The following is a 16,737-nucleotide window of genomic DNA, read 5'->3' on the forward strand; positions in this document are numbered from 1 at the left end:
AATCCTCCGTCACCTTCCGCCGCACCCCGCTCAGTCCGCCACGATCCGCACGGACCCCGGCACGTACTCCCGCTGCCGGATCACCCGGTACCAGCCCCTGGGCAGAGCGATCACCGCGTGCTCCTCGTGCACCACCCGTCCGCCCTGGGGCAGATGCAGCAGCATCGGCCCGAACGGCCCCGACTCCCACACCAGTTCACCGGGCCCGACGACCGCGTGCGCGTGCCCGGTGACCTCGCCCAGCGCCAGCACCAGCCGGCCCCGGCCGTCACGCGGCTCCCTCGGCGCCGTCGCCACGTGTGCGGGCACCGCCTCTCGCGCGACGGGCACGATCAACACGTCTCCCTGCCGGTACACGGCATGCCTCCCTCCGGCCGGCACACCACGCACCGGCCATCCGCCACAGACCGTATGGGCCGCCACTGACAACGGGCCCGCACCCGCACCCCGCCGCACGCCGTTGTCAGACCCCCTTGGTACAACTGCGATCACCTTGGAACGGCCCCCTTTTCACCACAGGAGCAGTCCGCATGACCATCGGTGACCACCTGCACGAGCTGTACGGGCTGCCCGCCCACACCTTCCCCGACTCCGGCGAGTCGACGGACGGCCTGCCCGAGGCGGAGGCCGTCGCCTGGCGTGTCAGCAGTGACATGTACGGCGAGGAAGAGAGCTGGACGGACGCCTTCGCCCGCTTCCAGGCGGCCGTCGACAGCACCCGGGTGCGAGCCCTGATAGTCGGAGCCTGGCTGGACGCGTACGAAACCGACCCGAGCGACGTGATCGAGGCGCTGCTCGCCGCGCGCGACCGCTTCCCGGCACTGCGCGCGCTGTTCCTCGGCGACATGGAGTCGGAGGAGTGCGAGATCTCCTGGATCAACCAGACCGACGTCGCCCCGCTGCTCACCGGATTCCCCGCCCTGGAGGAGTTCGGCGTCCGAGGTGGAACCGACCTCGGCTTCACCGCGCTCACCCACACCTCGCTGCGCCGGCTCAGCATGGAGACCGGCGGACTGCCCGCCGCGGTCGTGCGCGGGGTCGGCGCGAGCGACCTGCCCGCGCTGGAGCACCTGGACCTGTGCCTGGGCACCCCCGACTACGGCGGTGACAGCGAGGCAGCCGACCTGGAGCCGATCCTGTTCGGCGCCCGGCTGCCGAGCCTGCGGCATCTGTCCCTGCGCAACAGCGAGATGCAGGACGCCGTCGCCGCCGCGGTGGCCGCCGCGCCGGTCGTCGCCCGCCTGGAGGTGCTGGACCTGTCCATGGGCGTCCTCACCGACGACGGCGCGGCCGCCCTGCTCGCCGGCCAGCCGCTCACCCACCTCAAGCGGCTCGACCTCCACCACCACTACCTCACCGAGCCCCTGATGGACCGGATCCGGCAGACCCTGGAACCGGCCGGCGTCGAGGTCGACCTCGACCGCGACTGCGCCGCGGAGGACGTCGAGAGCGACGGCACGGTGTGGCGGTACGTCGCAGTCGGGGAGTAGGCACATGACCCGTCCGGGACCGCGCTTCGCGGTGGTCGGCAACCCCGAGAACCGCCGCGTCACCCTCTTCGCGGACGCGGTGCGCGCGGCCGGGCTCCCCGCCCCGCGCATCGTCGCCTGGACGGACGTACTGCGCGGCGGCGGCGCCGAGTTCCACCCCGGCGACGTCGTCCGGATCGAGTCACCCGGTGAGAACACCGACGTGGACCGGCTGCTGCGCGGAGTCGGCGACCCGACCCGGGTGGAGGGCTCGGCCCGCTGGTACACGCGGTTCACCGCCGCGCTGTCCGGGCTGCGCGGCGGCGTGCGCCTGGACGACCCGGGCGACCTCGCGGTGCTGTTCGACAAGCGGCGGTGCCACGCCGTACTCGACGCCGCCGGGGTACCCGTCCCCGCCTCGCCCACCTCGGGCGAGCGGGGCGCCCGGGTGCGGGGCTGGGACGACGTGAGGGCGCTGATGCGCGAGCACCGGATGCACCGGCTGTTCGTCAAACCGGCGCACGGCTCGTCCGCGTCCGGTGTCCTCGCCGTCGAGACGGGCGGCGGCGGTCGGTTCAGGGCCACCACTTCGGTGGAACTCGCCCCGGACGGCAGCCTGTACAACTCGCTGAGGGTGCGCCGCTACGAGAGCGAGCACGTCGTCGCGGCGATCGTCGACGCGCTCGCCCCGGACGGGCTGCACCTCGAACGCTGGCTGCCGAAGGCGTCCCAGGACGGCCGCGCCGCCGACCTCCGGGTCGTCGTCGTGGCCGGCCGGGCCACCCACGCCGTCGTGCGGACCAGCCGCCGGCCCATGACCAACCTCCACCTCGGCGGCCGCCGAGGCGACCTCGACGCCGCCCGCCGGTCCTTCGAGGCCGCGGGCACCCGCTGGGCCGACGTACTGGGCGTGTGCGAACGGGCCGCGGCCTGCTTCCCCCGCACCCTCTGCGTCGGCGTCGACCTGCTCCCGGCCGTCGGCTGGCGCAGGGCCGCCGTCGGCGAGGTCAACGCCTTCGGCGACCTGCTGCCCCGGCTCACCGGCCTGCCCGGCAGCGGCGCCGAGCACCTGGACACCTACGGCGCCCAGGTGGCCGCCGTACTGCAAGACCGGCACAGAACAGGAACTCCCCATGCCTGAGCTCGACATGAAGCACATCGTCGGCAGCCACGACATCCTCCTCGTCACCCTCGACACCCTGCGCCACGACGTCGCCGTGGAACTGGCCGAGGCGGGCCGCATTCCCCACCTCGCCCGCCATCTCCCGGACGGACGCTGGGAGGAGCGGCACGCCCCGGGCAACTTCACCTACGCCTCCCACCAGGCGATCTTCGCGGGCTTTCTGCCGACCCCGGCCGCTCCCGGGCCGCATCCGCGGCTGTTCGCCGCGAGCTTCGCGGGCAGTGAGACAACCGCCGACGGCACCTTTGTCTACGACACCCCCGACCTGGTCTCCGGCCTCGCCAAGGAGGGCTATCACACCGTGTGCGTCGGGGGAGTGGGCTTCTTCAACAAACAGGGACCGCTGGGCTCGGTGCTGCCCGGCCTCTTCCAAGAGTCCCACTGGGCACCGGAGTTCGGTGTCACCTCACCCGCCTCGTTCGAGAACCAGGTGGCTCACGCCGAACGCGTCGTACGCGAACTGCCCGCCAACCAGAAGCTGTTCCTGTTCGTCAACGTCTCCGCGCTGCACCAGCCGAACTGGTTCCACCTGCCCGGCGCGACCCGGGAGGCCGGTGACAACCGGGCCACACACGCCGCCGCCCTGGAGTACGTCGACCGGCACATCGGACGGCTCTTCGCCGCCGCGAGCAGCAGACGCCGCTGCTTCGCGATCGTCTGCTCCGACCACGGCACCGCCTACGGCGACGACGGCTACACCGGCCACCGCCTCGGCCACGAGTCCGTGTGGACCGTGCCGTACGCCCACTTCTTCCTGGAGACCGACGAGGCCGCCGTATGACCACCGCCCAACTCACCAGTCCCTACCAGCACTACGTGTACGCCTACCCGCACAAGACCGCCTACCGCCGCCTCGAAGGCCGGCCCGCGCTCGCCGGGCTGTGGGCGGCCGAACCCAAGCACACCCTCTCCCTCTACCTGCACATACCGTTCTGCGAGGTCCGCTGCGGCTTCTGCAACCTGTTCACCCGTATCGGCGCCCCCGAAGGCCTGACCGCCGCCTATCTGGACGCCCTGGAGCGTCAGGCGGGGGCCGTGCGGGAGGCGCTCGGGGACACCGACGAGGTCCGGTTCGCCACGGCCGCCTTCGGCGGCGGCACCCCGACCTACCTCACCGCCGCCGAACTCGACCGGCTCTGCGACATCGCCGAGCGGCGCATGGGCGCTGACCTGCGCGCCGTACCGCTGTCGGTCGAGGCGTCCCCGGCCACCGCCACCGCCGACCGGCTCGCGGTCCTCGCCGAACGCGGCACCACCCGGCTCAGCCTGGGGGTGCAGAGCTTCGTGGACTCCGAGGCCCGTGCGGCCGTACGCCCGCAGCGCCGCGCGGACGTGGAGGCGGCCCTCGCCCGAGTCCGTGCGGCCGGTCTCCCCGTGCTCAACATCGACCTCATCTACGGCATAGACGGCCAGACCGAACACACCTGGCTCCACTCCCTGGACGCGGCCCTCGCCTGGCGCCCGGAGGAGTTGTATCTCTATCCGCTGTACGTGCGGCCCCTCACCGGCCTCGGCCGCCGCTCCACCGGCCCCGACCCGGCCTGGGACGAACAGCGGCTGCGGCTCTACCGGGCCGGCCGCGACCACCTCCTCGCGCACGGATACGCCCAGCAGTCCATGCGCATGTTCCGCCGCGCCGACGCCCCGCCCCAAGGGGCCGACGACTACGCCTGCCAGACCGACGGCATGATCGGCCTCGGCTGCGGAGCCCGCTCCTACACAGCCGGCCTGCACTACTCCTTCGACTACGCCGTCGACATGCACGAGATCCGCGGGATCATCGACGACTACGTCTCACGCCCCGCCGCCGACTTCGCCCACGCCGAGTACGGCCGCCCCATCGACCCCGGCGAGGCGAGGCGCCGCCACCTCCTCCAGTCCCTGCTCCAGGCCGAGGGCCTGCCCCTGGACGACTACCGGGCACGCTTCGGCGCCGCCCCCGCCGACCACTTCGGCCCCGAACTCGCCCGCTTCGCCGACCGCGGCTGGCTGGCCGACGACCGGGCCGTGCTGAGACTGACCCCCGAGGGACTCGCCCACTCCGACGCGATCGGACCCGAGCTGTTCTCCCCGGCGGTCCGCGCCGCCATGGCCGCCTACGAGAGGAAGTGACGGACAGCTCATGGACCTGACACTCCTCTACCGGGGTCCCCTCGCCTCCTGCGACTACGACTGTCCCTACTGCCCGTTCGCCAAGCGCCGCGACACCGGCGCCCAACTGCGCGCCGACCGCGCCGCCCTGGAGCGCTTCGCCACCTGGGCCGCGCAGCAGAGCGGCGACCGCCTGTCGATCCTGTTCACCCCGTGGGGCGAGGGACTGGTCCGCTCCTGGTACCGGCGCGCCCTCGCCGAACTGTCCCATCTGCCGCACGTCCGGCGGGTCGCGATCCAGACCAACCTCAGCTGCCGCACGGACTGGCTGGCCGAGGCCGACCCCGACACTCTGGCCCTGTGGTGCACGTACCACCCCGGACAGACGCCCTACGACCGCTTCCTCACCAAGTGCCGCGACCTGACCTGGCAGGGCGTCCGGTTCAGCGTCGGCATCGTCGGCCTTCCCGAACACCACGACACGGCCCACCGGCTCCGGGCCGACCTGCCCGAGCACGTCTACCTCTGGGTCAACGCCGCCGAGGGGCACACCTACACCGACGCGGAGGCCGACCGGTGGACGGCCCTGGACCCGCTCTTCCCGTTCAGCCGCCACCCGCACACGAGCGCGGGTCTGCCCTGCCGCACCGGCGACTCCGTGATCTCCGTGGACGGCGAGGGGACCGTGCGCCGCTGCCACTTCGTCCGCACCCCGCTCGGCAACCTCTACGACGGCTCCTACCGCGCCGCCCTGAGCCCCCGCCCCTGCCCCCTGGCCACCTGCGACTGCCACATCGGTTATGTGCACCTGGAGACGCTGCCGCTGTACGACGTCTTCGCGGGCGGCGTCCTGGAGCGCGTCCCGGCCGCCGCCGGCCCTCAGCCGCCCCGGGAGGAGGCCGCCACCCCCACGGGTACCTGACATGCGCGCCCACCAGGCCGGAATGAGCAGCCGGGCCCCTTGGGCGCGTCGGAGCGGCGACGGCGCCCGCGTGCCCCGGGTGGGGGACGGAGGCACCATGGTCCTGTGGGTGTACCGAGCGCGACGCCGCCCGACGATGCCGAACGGAACGGTGCGAGAGCATGCTGCCAGACATGCCGGTCGAGCCCCGCGGGGACGCGTTCGCCGTCCTGGACGGGCGCGGCACGGTGGCGGGCTGGAGCCCCGGAGCCACGCGGTTGCTCGGCTACACCCCGGCACAGGCCCGGGGCATGTCCTGGGGACGGCTCGTGTCCTCGCGGCAGGACCTGGCCCGGATCTCGGCGCTGCGCCGCACCGACCGGTCTGCCCGCGTCGCACTGCGTCACCGGGACGGACAGCCGGTGGGGGTGGCGATGTGGGCCCATCCCCTGGGTGACGACGGCGGGGAGCAGTGGCTGCTGGAGGCCGCGAGCGCGGAGGCGGTCGAGCGGGGCGAGCTGCGGCAGGCACTGCTGCGCGGCCTGTTCACCGAGTCGCCGTTCATCATCGACATCTTCGACTCGGACATGCGCTTCCTGGCCCAGAACCACTCCCGCACCCGGGCTCCCGGATTCGCCGAGAAGGTCGTCGGCCGCACCATGCGGGAGGTGGCCCCCGACGGGCTGTTGGACATGGCGGCGCTGGAGGAGCGGCAGCGGCACGTCCTGACCGGCGGCGAGGCCCTGATCGGCACCGAGGTGCGCGGGCGCGATCCCCGGGAACCTGACCGGGACCGGGTGTGGTCGGAGAGCATCCTGCCGCTGCGCGACACCGGCGGCGCGGTGATCGCCCTGGCGCACATGGTCTTCGACGTGACCGAGGAGGCACGCGCCCGAGAGCGGCTCGACCTGGTCAACGCGGCCAGCGCCCGCATCGGCAGCACCCTCGACGTCCTGCGCACGGCGAAGGAACTGACCGACGTGTCGGTGCCGATGTTCGCCGACTTCGCCTACGTCGATCTGCTCGACTCCGTCTTCGGCGCCGACGGACCGGTGAACACACCGGTGAGCGGTCTGGTGACGGAGGCCGAGCCGCTGCGCCGGGCCGCGCAGACGGTACTGCCCGGAGGCCGGCCCACCCGGCTCGTGGGCACGGGCGCCATCGACACGGCCGCCGCGGAGCCCGGCTCGCCCGTCGCCCGCGCGCTGGAGCTCGGCCGCTCGCTGCTGCTGACCGGTCAGGAGTTCAACGCCGCGGTCACCCGGTGGAATTCGAGGCGGGCCGCGGAACTGCGCAAACGCGGCGTCCACTCCTGTCTGGTGGTTCCGATGCGAGCCCGCGGCACCCTGCTCGGCGTGGTGACCTTCGCGCGCTTCGCCCGGGCCCACCCCTTCGAGACCGATGACATCCTGCTGGCCGAGGAGTTCGTGACCCGCGCCGGGGTCTGCATCGACAACGCGAGCCGCTACACCCGCGAACGCACCACGACCATAACGCTCCAGCGCAACCTGTTGCCGCAGAACCTGCCCGACCTCGGCAGCGCCGAGACCGCCTCGCGCTACCTTCCGGCGACCGGGCAAGTGGCGCTGGGCGGCGCCTGGTTCGACGTCATCCCGCTCTCCGGCGCACGGGTCGCGCTGGTCGTCGGGGACGCCGGGGGACGCGGACTGCGCTCCGCGGTGACCATGGTCCGGCTGCGCACCGCCGTACGCACCCTGGCGGACCTGGACTTCGCGCCCGAGGAGTTGCTCGCGCATCTCGACGACCAGGTCACCCGGTCCAGGGACGAAGAGCCCGGCCAACGCGATGACGCGACTCCGCCACCGACGTGTCTGTACACGGTGTTCGACCCGATCTCCAGGACCTGTGTGCTGGCGAGTGCGGGGCACCCCCCGCCGGTGCGGATGGCCGCGGCCGGAGGCGTCGAGGCGGTGGACATGCCCGTGGGCGCGCCCCTGGGCACCGGCGGGATTCCCTTCGAGTCGGGCCGGGTGTCCCTCACCGAGGGCGACACCCTCGTCCTCCACACCGCGGGCCTGACCAGATGGTGGAGCAACAACAGCGATGTCGCCGCACTGCTGCGCTCGGTGTGGGTGCCCGAGGGCGCCGACGGCCCCGATCCATGGGCGTACGGCCCCTTCCGGAGCCTCGACGGGCTCTGCGACGACATCCTGCGCAGGCTGTTGCCCAATCACCTTCCGGACGACGTGGCGCTGCTGCTCGCGCGCGTGCGAGCCCTGGCGTGCGAGTGCCACGCCACCTTCGAGGTGACACCGGTCGCCGAGTCCGTCGGCGAGGCCCGTGCCTGGACCGCCGGGCAGCTGGAGGAGTGGGGACTGCACGACCTGGCCTTCACCACCGAGCTCCTGGTCAGTGAACTGGTCACCAACGCGCTCCGGTACGGCACACCCCCCGTGACGCTGCGGCTCATCCGCGACCGCAACCTGATCTGCGAGGTCACCGACGGCAGCAGCACATCCCCGCACGTACGGCGCGCCCTCGCCACCGACGAGGGCGGACGAGGCCTGTTCATGGTCGCGACCCTCGCCAGACTCTGGGGGACCCGCTACCACTCACGGGGCAAGACCATCTGGGCCGAGCAGCCGCTCCCCGCCGACGACTGGGGAGGCGGGGAGGGCGGCTGACACCCGCTCGGCCGTTCTCAGGGCCGACGCGTGCTCACCTGTCGATCCACTGGACCCACTTCTGGTTGTCGGAGCCGTGGCACGTCCACAGAATGGCCGGCGTGCCCTCCGTGGTGCCCGACCACTGGGCGTCCACGCACTTGGAGGCGAGCCTCGACACCACTTCCTTGTTCGAGCTCAGATAGAACTGCTGCGCGTAGTTGCCGCTGCATCGGGCCGACTGGATCCTGGTCCCGTTCTCCGTGGCGGCCCATGCCACGTCCATGCACAGTCCCTGCGACCGGACGGTGCCGTCCGACCGGAACTCCCAGCGCTGCTCGTCCAGGCCGTTGCAGTGCGCCAGCCGGAGCTGCTTGCCGTCGGCGGCCGGGCTGCCTCCGGTCAGGCACAGACCGGCCTGCGGATCGATGAGGAAGTAGGCCTTCACCGGCTTCTTGGCGGCGGAACCGCCGCTCCTGGGCGCGGTCTTGGCCGGCGAGGACTTCTTGGGCGCGGTCTTCGGCTTGGCCGCGGGGGCAGCCGGGGTGACGCCCGATGCGCCTGCGGCGCCCGCCGCGCCGACGGCGGGAACACCGGCCTTGCTCGGGGCGCCCTTCGTTCCCGGCCCGGAGGCGGCCCCGGACGGACTGCCCTTCGCCGGGGGGACCTTGGTGGCATAGGTACCCGGGGAGGAAGGCGCTCCGGCCCCGAGTACCGTGCCGTCGAGGGAATCCGAGGCCGTGGTCTGCGCCCGTGGTGAGTCGCGGTCGCGGGCCAGGAACGCCAACGGGACAGCGGTCAGCAGGGCGCCGACCACGACTGCGGCCGCGAGCACCGGCTTCTTGAGCTGTCCGGGCCCGGGTGCGGTCGCCGTGGCGGTGGAGGGCGGTCCTCCCGACGTCTTGGCGAGAGCATGCGCGACGGCGCCCTTGGCAATGGCGCCGGCTCCGAGAGCGCGACCGCCTCCGGACGCGGTGGCCGCACCGGCGGCGGGCTCCGGTGCGGTTGGTTCCGCGTTGGCCTCCACCGTCGCCTCGGTGGCTTCGTCCGCTCCGGTGCCGGTGTCCGGTTCGGTCTCCGGTGACGAACCCTCACGTGCCGCACTGGTGGCGGGACCGGTGTCGGCCGCGGAGGCGCCGGCACGCCCACCGGCGGGGCGTTCCGGACTGCCGCCGCTCTCGGGCGGCGTGGTCTCCTCGGGCACCTCGGGTGCGCCGGCACCGGTCGCGGTGGACGGGGCGGCAGCCGAGCGGGCTCCCTTGTTCTCAGGTGGCATCCGTACTCCGTCGTTGGCCTGTTGGGGATGCGTGCATCGTGCTCAGCGGCTCAGACGACGAGAACCCCGCTCGGGTTCACCGTCGTTGGGGCTCGCGGCACGACACCGGTGGCGTGCGCGAATGATAATCGCACAAAAGGTGTTCCCTATCGCTCACCAGGTCGGCAGACCCGCGCACAGCCCGCCCCGCTTCAGTGCACCGAGAACCCTCCGTCGACGAAGACCGACTGTCCGGTGACATAGCCGGAAGCGCGGCTCGCCAGGAACACGGCGGCCCCGGCGAAGTCCTCGGCGAGGCCGTTGCGCCCGACCAGTGTGCGTGCGGCGAGAGCCGCAACCCGCTTCGGGTCGGCGGACAGCCGTGAGTTGAGCGGCGTCATGACAAAGCCCGGCACCAGTGTGTTGCAGGTGACCCCGTACGGCGACCACGCCTCGGCCTGTGAGCGGGCGAGGGACTCCAGCGCCCCCTTGGAGACACCGTAGGCGCCGCTCTGCACGAAGGCCCGGTGCGCCTGCTGCGAACTGACGTGGATGATCCGTCCGAAGCCACGCTCGGCCATTCGCGGCCCGAAGCGCTGGCCCAGCAGGTAGGGAGCCTCCAGGTTCACCGCCATCGTCGCGTCCCACACGTCCTCGCCGAGTTCCCCCAGTGGCGGCCGCAGATTGATCCCGGCGCTGCTGACCAGGATGTCGGGCTCGCCGAACACCCCGACGGCCTTCTCCGCCGCCGTGCGCACCCCCTCGCGGGTGCCCAGATCGGCGCTCACCCAGCCTGCCCGGGCACCGTCCGCCGTCAACTCGTCCACGGTCTCGGCCAGTTCCCGCTCCCTGCGGGCCACGACGACCACCCGCGCCCCGGCCCGCGCGAGGGCTCCCGCGACGGCCCGGCCGATACCGGAACTGCCGCCCGTCACCAGGGCGACCCGGCCGTCCAGCGAGAAGAGTTCGGAGAGATAGTTGTGCGAGGTCATGCCCCGCACCCTAGATCGCCGACGGCTTCCGGTGACGAGATGCCCGGTGGCGGCCCGGACGATACGATGGCAGAAGATCCAACCGCGTGGAGTGTCCCGGCTGTTGACCTGGGACGCCTGGTCCACGTGGTTGATGTGTGCACGGCGTGACGGAGTGAGGCTTTTCCGCCCCTGGTGTTTCCACGCGACCGCCGCCCGTGGGTGATGGAGCCGTCGCGTCCCCTCAAGGCCGCAAGGACAGCACCCGAAGCAGGTTGAACCATGAACCGCACTCGCCTGGCAGCACTCTCGTTCCTCGTCGCCCCCGCGCTCGCGCTGGGCCCCTCGGCGGCGGCAGGCGCCGCACCCGCCGCACCTGCCGCCCCCGACGCTCCGTCCGTGGCGGCATGCCACGTCGAAACGGAGTCGAACGGCAGGTTCCACCTCTGGGGCGAGGGATTCCCCGGCGGCGCGAAAGTGACCTACTCGGGATCCAGTCACGGCACCGTCCACGCGAGCAAGTCCGGCAGGTTCGACCTCGGCGGCCTCAGCGGCCACAAGTGGGTCGTCAAGTCGGGCAACGGGAAGAAGCTCACCTGCGTCATGGCGCATCACCGCTGAACCACCTGCGGGGGCGCGCGACGGACCGGTCTCCCGAGGCGCGGCCGAGCGCCCCCTCGCACCCCCGTGCGCCCCCCACGTAGTCGGTGCCGCACCCTAGAGTGCCGGACATGTGTGCCCCGCACCCGTACTCGTAGCCGCTCGTAGGAAGGCAGACACCACTTGTTCCAGGAGACCCCGATCTACAACCGCCTCATCGCCGAGCGCGGTGACATTCCCGCCCGTGTGCGCGGCGAGGCGGACCGTATACGGCGCGACCTCGCGCAGGTTCTGCGCGCCGGGCCCGGCAGCCCCGTGGCCCTGTTGCCGCAACCGAGCCTGCCGGGGCCACGGATCTCGCCCGACGCCCGCTGACCGGCCGTCACCCGGCGGCCGCGCGAGACAATCCGCGGACGCCGGGGACGTCAGGCGCTCGGGCGCCGGCGCCGGTCGTGCGGGTGGTTCGGGCGGTTCCGGAGCACAGCTCCGGAACGCGGTCAGGAACGGAGAAGCGCCGCTCCCGCGGAGCACGTAGCGTGGCTGCCGATCAGGTGGCCGGCGACCGTGGGCCCCTGCCCGAGCCAGGGAGACAGGATGAGCAAGGCCGAGCCGCACATCGCCGACAGTCACGACCTGATCCGTGTGCACGGGGCGCGCGAGAACAATCTCAAGGACGTCGACATCGCGATCCCCAAGCGCCGGCTGACCGTGTTCACCGGGGTGTCCGGCTCGGGCAAGAGCTCGCTGGTGTTCGACACGATCGCCGCCGAGTCCCAGCGCCTGATCAACGAGACGTACAGCGCCTTCGTACAGGGCTTCATGCCCACCCTGGCACGGCCCGAGGTCGACGTCCTGGACGGCCTCACCACGGCGATCATCGTCGACCAGCAGCGGATGGGTGGCGACCCCCGTTCCACGGTCGGCACCGCCACCGACGCCAACGCGATGCTGCGCATCCTCTTCAGCAGGCTCGGCAAGCCGCACATCGGCTCACCCAAGGCGTTCTCCTTCAACGTCGCCTCCATCAGCGGGGCGGGCGCGGTCACCGTGGAGCGCGGTGGGCAGAAGGTGAAGGAGCGCCGTTCCTTCAGCGTCACCGGCGGTATGTGCCCGCGCTGCGAGGGCCGCGGCTCGGTCACCGACATCGACCTCACCCAGCTCTACGACGACTCCAAGTCGCTGAACGAGGGCGCGCTGACCATTCCCGGCTACAAGGCGGGCGGCTGGAACTACCGGCTCTACACCGAGTCCGGCCTGGTCGACCCGGACAAGCCGATCAGCAGGTACACCAAGAAGGAGCTGCACTCCTTCCTCCACCACGAACCGACCCGGATGAAGATCGCGGGCATCAACATGACCTACGAGGGGCTGATCCCCCGGGTCCAGAAGTCGATGCTCGCCAAGGACAAGGCGTCGATGCAGCCGCACATCCTGGCCTTCGTGGAACGGGCGGTCACCTTCACCCTCTGCCCGGACTGCGAGGGCACTCGGCTCACCGAGGCGGCCCGCTCATCGAAGATCAAGGGCATCAGCATCGCCGACGCCTGCGCCATGCAGATCAGCGACTTGGCCGACTGGGTCCGTGACCTGGCCGAACCGTCGGTCGCACCGCTGCTCACGACACTGGGGCAGACCCTGGACTCGTTCGTGGAGATCGGCCTCGGCTATCTGTCGCTGGAGCGGCCGGCCGGCACCCTGTCCGGCGGCGAGGCACAGCGCGTCAAGATGATCCGCCATCTCGGCTCCTCGCTCACCGACACGACGTACGTCTTCGACGAGCCCACCGCCGGGCTGCACCCCCATGACATCCAGCGGATGAACGACCTGCTGCTGCGGCTGCGCGACAAGGGCAACACGGTGCTGGTCGTGGAGCACAAACCGGAGACGATCGCGATCGCCGACCACATCGTCGACCTCGGCCCCGGCGCCGGTACGGCGGGCGGCACCGTGTGCTTCGAGGGCACCGTCGAGGGACTGCGCACCAGCGGCACCGTCACCGGCCGCCACTTCGACGACCGGGCAGCCCTCAAGAAGACGGTACGCGAGCCCTCCGGCCGGCTCGCCATCCGTGGCGCCCGCGTGAACAACCTCCAGAACGTCGACGTCGACGTCCCCCTCGGCGTGTTGTGCGCGGTCACCGGCGTCGCCGGCTCCGGCAAGAGCTCGCTGATCCACGGCTCCGTCCCCGCCTCCGAGGGCGTGGTGTCGGTCGACCAGGCCCCGATCCGGGGCTCCCGGCGCAGCAACCCCGCGACGTACACCGGTCTGCTCGACCCGATCCGCAAGGCGTTCGCCACGGCCAACGGTGTCAAACCCGCGCTGTTCAGCGCCAACTCCGAGGGCGCCTGCCCCACCTGCAACGGCGCCGGGGTCGTCTACACCGACCTCGCGATGATGGCAGGCATGGCCACCACCTGTGAGGACTGCGAGGGCAAGCGGTTCCAGGCGCCGGTACTGGAGTACCACCTCGGTGGCCGCGACATCAGCGAGGTGCTCGCCATGCCGGTGTCCGAGGCCGAGGAGTTCTTCGGGAGCGGCGAGGCCCACACCCCCGCCGCGCACCGGATCCTCGGCCGGCTCGCCGACGTCGGGCTCGGCTACCTCACCCTCGGCCAGCCGCTCACCACACTGTCCGGCGGCGAGCGGCAGCGGCTCAAGCTGGCCACCCACATGAACGACAAGGGCGGCGTCTACGTCCTCGACGAGCCCACCACCGGGCTCCACCTCGCCGACGTCGAGCAACTGCTCGGCCTGCTGGACCGGCTCGTCGACTCCGGCAAGTCGGTCATCGTCGTCGAGCACCACCAGGCGGTCATGGCCCACGCCGACTGGATCATCGACCTCGGCCCGGGCGCGGGCCACGACGGTGGCCGGATCGTCTTCGAGGGCACCCCCGCCGACCTGGTCACCGCCCGCTCCACCCTCACCGGCGAGCACCTGGCGACGTACGTCGGCCGCTGACCCGCGCGGGGGAGAGGGGCCGACGGCCGCGCGCATGCCGGACCCGGCGGACGAGGTCGGCGGCGGCGTCCTCCCACCCGGGACGAACGAAGCCGAACCCGGCCGCGGGCAGCCGCCCGGGGACCACCCGGCGGCTCTTGAGCAGCAGTTCGGTGTCGGAGCGGAGCGCGAACGCGCCCAGCTCCGCCATCCAGCGCGTGGCCGGCAGACCCACCGGGACACCCCAGGCCGCGCGCAGGACCCGCATGAGGTCGCGCTGCGGAAGGGGGCCGGGTGACGCGAGGTTCACCGGGCCCTCGATGTCGTCCCGCGCGATCAGGAACTCCACCGCGCGCACGAAGTCGTCGTCGTGGATCCAGGAGACGTACTGCGCACCGCCGGCCACCGGCCCGCCCAGCCCCAGCCGGGCGAGCCGCAGCAGGACGTCGAAGACCCCGCCCCGGTCCGGGCTCATCACCATCGCCGAGCGCAGCGCCACCTTGCGTGTCGCCGGGGTGCTCGCCTCGGTCTGCGCCCGCTCCCAGTTCCGCGCGATCTCGACGCTGTACGCCCAGTAGTCCGGCACTCCCGGCTCCGAGCCGCCGATCACGCCGGTCGTCTCGTCGTTCGGCGCGTCGTGGCGGTGGGCGTAGATCGTCGCCGTACTCATCTGGAGCCAGAGGCGCGGCGGTCGCGCCGCGGCGGCGATCGCCTCGCCGACCACGCGAGCCGAGTCCACCCGGGAGTCCATCATGGCGCGCAGGTTCTCGTGCGTGTAGCGGCAGGAGACGCTGCGCCCCGCCAGGTTGATCACGACGTCGCAGCCGTCGACGGCCTCGGCCCAGGGGCCGAGCGTGGCCCCGTCCCAGCCGATCTCCCGGTCCCGTGCCGGGCGCCTGGTCAGCACCAAGACGTCGTGACCGGCCGCCGTCAGGGCACGGTTCAGGACCGTGCCCACCTGTCCGGTTCCCCCGGGCAGCACTACCTTCATCGGGCCCCCTCGGCTCGGTTGAGGGCGCCAGCCTAGCCCGCGTATTTGAACATGTTCAAATTGCGGCGGCGGGGTCGACGAGGACGCCCGGGTTCAGGATTCCGGCCGGGTCGAGGGCCCGCTTGGCGGCGCGGAGAGCGAGGGCGAAGGGTTCCGGGCGCTGGCGGTCGTAGCCCGGCCGGTGGTCGCGGCCGACCGCGTGATGATGGGTGACGGTCGCGCGGTGGTCGTGGAGGACGTCCATGGCCGCGGACTTGATCTCGTCCCACATCGCCACCTCCGACCCGCGCCTGCCGGGTGCGATGACGGTGAAGTACGGCGCGGGGCCGTCCGGATAGATGTGGGTGAAGCGGCAGTTGACGGTGCCGGAAGCACCCGTCACGTCCTTCACGACCTCGGCCAGCCGTCCGCGTACGGCCTCGTACAGCTCGGACGCGCGGTCCCAGGTGCACGCGGTCTCGAAGGTCTCGCTGACCACGCTCATCCGGGTGAGCGCGTCACGCAGGTACGGCATGCTCAGGAACGCCGAACGCCAGGTGTCCGCCGCGCTGTCCGCACCGCCGCTCTCCACGGGGGCGGGTGCGCCGCCGTGGTCGCGGGCCAGCGTGAGGAGTTCACTCAGCCGTCCGTCCACCGGGAAGTGCGCGGACTCCACGCCGAGCACGAGAACGCTCTCACCTCCCCGCGCGACACCCGCCAGACCCGCCTCCCCCGAGTCCAGGAGGCGGCAGTTGGCCGGGTGCAGTCCCGACTGGGCGATGGCGCGCACGGCGCCCATGGCGGTGTGGACGTCGTCGAACAGTACTGTCGCGGAAGCCTTGTGGCGCGGCCGCTCCTGCAGCCGCATCCAGGCTTCGGTGATCACGCCCAGCGTCCCCTCCGAGCCGAGGAACAGCCGGTCGGGCGAGGGTCCCGCGCCCGAACCGGGCAGCCGCATCGACTCGTTGACACCGACGGGCGTCACCACGCGCATCGACTCCACGAGGTCGTCGATGTGCGTGTACAGCGTGGCGTAATGGCCTCCCGCCCGGGTGGCGAGCCAGCCGCCCAGCGTGGAGAACTCGAAGCTCTGCGGAAAGTGACGCAGCGTCAGTCCGTGCGGCCGCAGTTGCGCCTCCAGGCCGGGCCCGAGGGCGCCGGCCTGGACGCGCGCCGCCCGGCTGACCCGGTCGATCTCCAGCACCCGGTCCAGGGCGGACAGGTCCAGCGACACCACGCCCCGGTGCTCCCGCCCCCGGTACTCCACGCCGCCGACCACCGAACTGCCCGCGCCGTACGGCACGACGGCCACCCCGGCCTCCGCCGCCCAGTCGAGAACCTCGGTCACCTGCTGCTCGGTGCGGGGGCGGGCGACCTGGTCGGGCGCGGCGGCGAAATCTCCCCGCAGTGCCCGGACCACGTCCCGGTACGCCTTGCCGTAGGTGTGCGAGGCCCGGTCCCGCGGCGCCGAAGACATCACCGGCGCGAGTGCGGCGGGCGGTTCGACCCGCACCTTCGGCAGGGTGAGCGCGGAGACGTCCGGCACGGGCAGCGGGGTGTCGGCGGCCCCGGGCACCAGCTGCCCGAGGGCGGTGCACTCGGCGTCGGACAGTGCCTTGTCCAGGGTGCCCCAGCCCCACCAGGAGCGGTCCGCGGGCGAACCGGACGGTGCCGGATGCGGCGTGCTGCTGTCGGTCACGGTATTCGACCTTCCAGTAATTTACCCAGTGGTA

At 72.2% G+C, this 16,737-nt stretch carries 14 protein-coding genes; 9 read left to right on the forward strand and 5 right to left on the reverse strand.

What is annotated here, in order from left to right; genetic code table 11:
- Positions 1 to 30: 30 nt before the first annotated feature.
- Positions 31 to 357, reverse strand: a complete 327-nt coding sequence (locus ACIPK3_RS23320) for a hypothetical protein (RefSeq protein WP_402572478.1) — start codon at positions 355 to 357, stop codon at positions 31 to 33.
- A gap of 173 nt (positions 358 to 530) precedes the next feature.
- Here ACIPK3_RS23320 and ACIPK3_RS23325 point away from each other — a divergent pair, with 173 nt between their 5' ends.
- The 6 genes from ACIPK3_RS23325 (at position 531) to ACIPK3_RS23350 (ending at position 8,289) form a co-directional block, all read left to right on the forward strand.
- The gene (locus tag ACIPK3_RS23325) at positions 531 to 1,490 is read left to right on the forward strand and encodes an STM4015 family protein (RefSeq protein WP_402572480.1); all 960 of its coding nucleotides are present in this window, start codon (positions 531 to 533) and stop codon (positions 1,488 to 1,490) included.
- A 4-nt stretch (positions 1,491 to 1,494) separates the two neighbouring features.
- Positions 1,495 to 2,610: an STM4014 family protein gene (locus ACIPK3_RS23330; RefSeq protein ID WP_402572482.1), complete on the forward strand. Its 1,116-nt coding sequence runs from the start codon at positions 1,495 to 1,497 to the stop codon at positions 2,608 to 2,610.
- 7 nt (positions 2,611 to 2,617) lie between these two features.
- On the forward strand, positions 2,618 to 3,433 hold the full coding sequence (locus ACIPK3_RS23335; protein WP_402572704.1) for an STM4013/SEN3800 family hydrolase: 816 nt from the start codon (positions 2,618 to 2,620) through the stop codon (positions 3,431 to 3,433).
- The gene (locus ACIPK3_RS23340; protein ID WP_402572484.1) at positions 3,430 to 4,764 is read left to right on the forward strand and encodes an STM4012 family radical SAM protein; all 1,335 of its coding nucleotides are present in this window, start codon (positions 3,430 to 3,432) and stop codon (positions 4,762 to 4,764) included. Before ACIPK3_RS23335 ends, ACIPK3_RS23340 begins: the two co-directional genes overlap by 4 nt.
- A 10-nt stretch (positions 4,765 to 4,774) precedes the next feature.
- On the forward strand, positions 4,775 to 5,665 hold the full coding sequence (locus ACIPK3_RS23345; protein ID WP_402572486.1) for an STM4011 family radical SAM protein: 891 nt from the start codon (positions 4,775 to 4,777) through the stop codon (positions 5,663 to 5,665).
- A 173-nt stretch (positions 5,666 to 5,838) separates the two neighbouring features.
- On the forward strand, positions 5,839 to 8,289 hold the full coding sequence (locus ACIPK3_RS23350) for a SpoIIE family protein phosphatase (RefSeq protein WP_402572488.1): 2,451 nt from the start codon (positions 5,839 to 5,841) through the stop codon (positions 8,287 to 8,289).
- Positions 8,290 to 8,323: 34 nt separating this feature from the next.
- Here the strand turns inward: ACIPK3_RS23350 and ACIPK3_RS23355 are convergent, their stop codons facing one another.
- Both ACIPK3_RS23355 and ACIPK3_RS23360 read right to left on the reverse strand, forming a co-directional pair.
- Positions 8,324 to 9,544 (reverse strand): ricin-type beta-trefoil lectin domain protein, encoded by a 1,221-nt coding sequence (locus ACIPK3_RS23355; RefSeq protein WP_402572489.1) that lies wholly within the window; start codon positions 9,542 to 9,544, stop codon positions 8,324 to 8,326.
- A gap of 191 nt (positions 9,545 to 9,735) precedes the next feature.
- Positions 9,736 to 10,515 carry an SDR family NAD(P)-dependent oxidoreductase gene (locus ACIPK3_RS23360; RefSeq protein ID WP_402572491.1) on the reverse strand — a complete coding sequence of 260 codons (780 nt, stop codon included), beginning with the start codon at positions 10,513 to 10,515 and terminating at the stop codon, positions 9,736 to 9,738.
- 261 nt (positions 10,516 to 10,776) lie between these two features.
- Here ACIPK3_RS23360 and ACIPK3_RS23365 point away from each other — a divergent pair, with 261 nt between their 5' ends.
- The 3 genes from ACIPK3_RS23365 to ACIPK3_RS23375 all read left to right on the forward strand — a co-directional run bounded on the left by ACIPK3_RS23365 (position 10,777) and on the right by ACIPK3_RS23375 (position 14,055).
- The gene (locus ACIPK3_RS23365; RefSeq protein ID WP_402572492.1) at positions 10,777 to 11,115 is read left to right on the forward strand and encodes a hypothetical protein; all 339 of its coding nucleotides are present in this window, start codon (positions 10,777 to 10,779) and stop codon (positions 11,113 to 11,115) included.
- Positions 11,116 to 11,277: 162 nt separating this feature from the next.
- Entirely contained in the window at positions 11,278 to 11,469 is a 192-nt protein-coding gene (locus ACIPK3_RS23370) for a hypothetical protein (RefSeq protein WP_402572494.1), read from the forward strand.
- 219 nt (positions 11,470 to 11,688) lie between these two features.
- Positions 11,689 to 14,055, forward strand: coding sequence for an ATP-binding cassette domain-containing protein (locus ACIPK3_RS23375; RefSeq protein ID WP_402572495.1), 2,367 nt, complete (start codon positions 11,689 to 11,691; stop codon positions 14,053 to 14,055).
- Here ACIPK3_RS23375 and ACIPK3_RS23380 read toward each other — a convergent pair.
- Both ACIPK3_RS23380 and ACIPK3_RS23385 read right to left on the reverse strand, forming a co-directional pair.
- The gene (locus ACIPK3_RS23380) at positions 14,018 to 15,025 is read right to left on the reverse strand and encodes an epimerase (protein ID WP_402572497.1); all 1,008 of its coding nucleotides are present in this window, start codon (positions 15,023 to 15,025) and stop codon (positions 14,018 to 14,020) included. The two genes, ACIPK3_RS23375 and ACIPK3_RS23380, sit on opposite strands and share 38 nt — an antisense overlap.
- A gap of 55 nt (positions 15,026 to 15,080) precedes the next feature.
- Complete coding sequence (locus ACIPK3_RS23385) at positions 15,081 to 16,703, reverse strand: FAD-binding oxidoreductase (RefSeq protein ID WP_402572499.1); 1,623 nt, start codon at positions 16,701 to 16,703, stop codon at positions 15,081 to 15,083.
- Positions 16,704 to 16,737: the final 34 nt, after the last annotated feature.

Source organism: Streptomyces sp. NPDC086787, assembly GCF_044745865.1.
Lineage (GTDB): Bacteria > Actinomycetota > Actinomycetes > Streptomycetales > Streptomycetaceae > Streptomyces.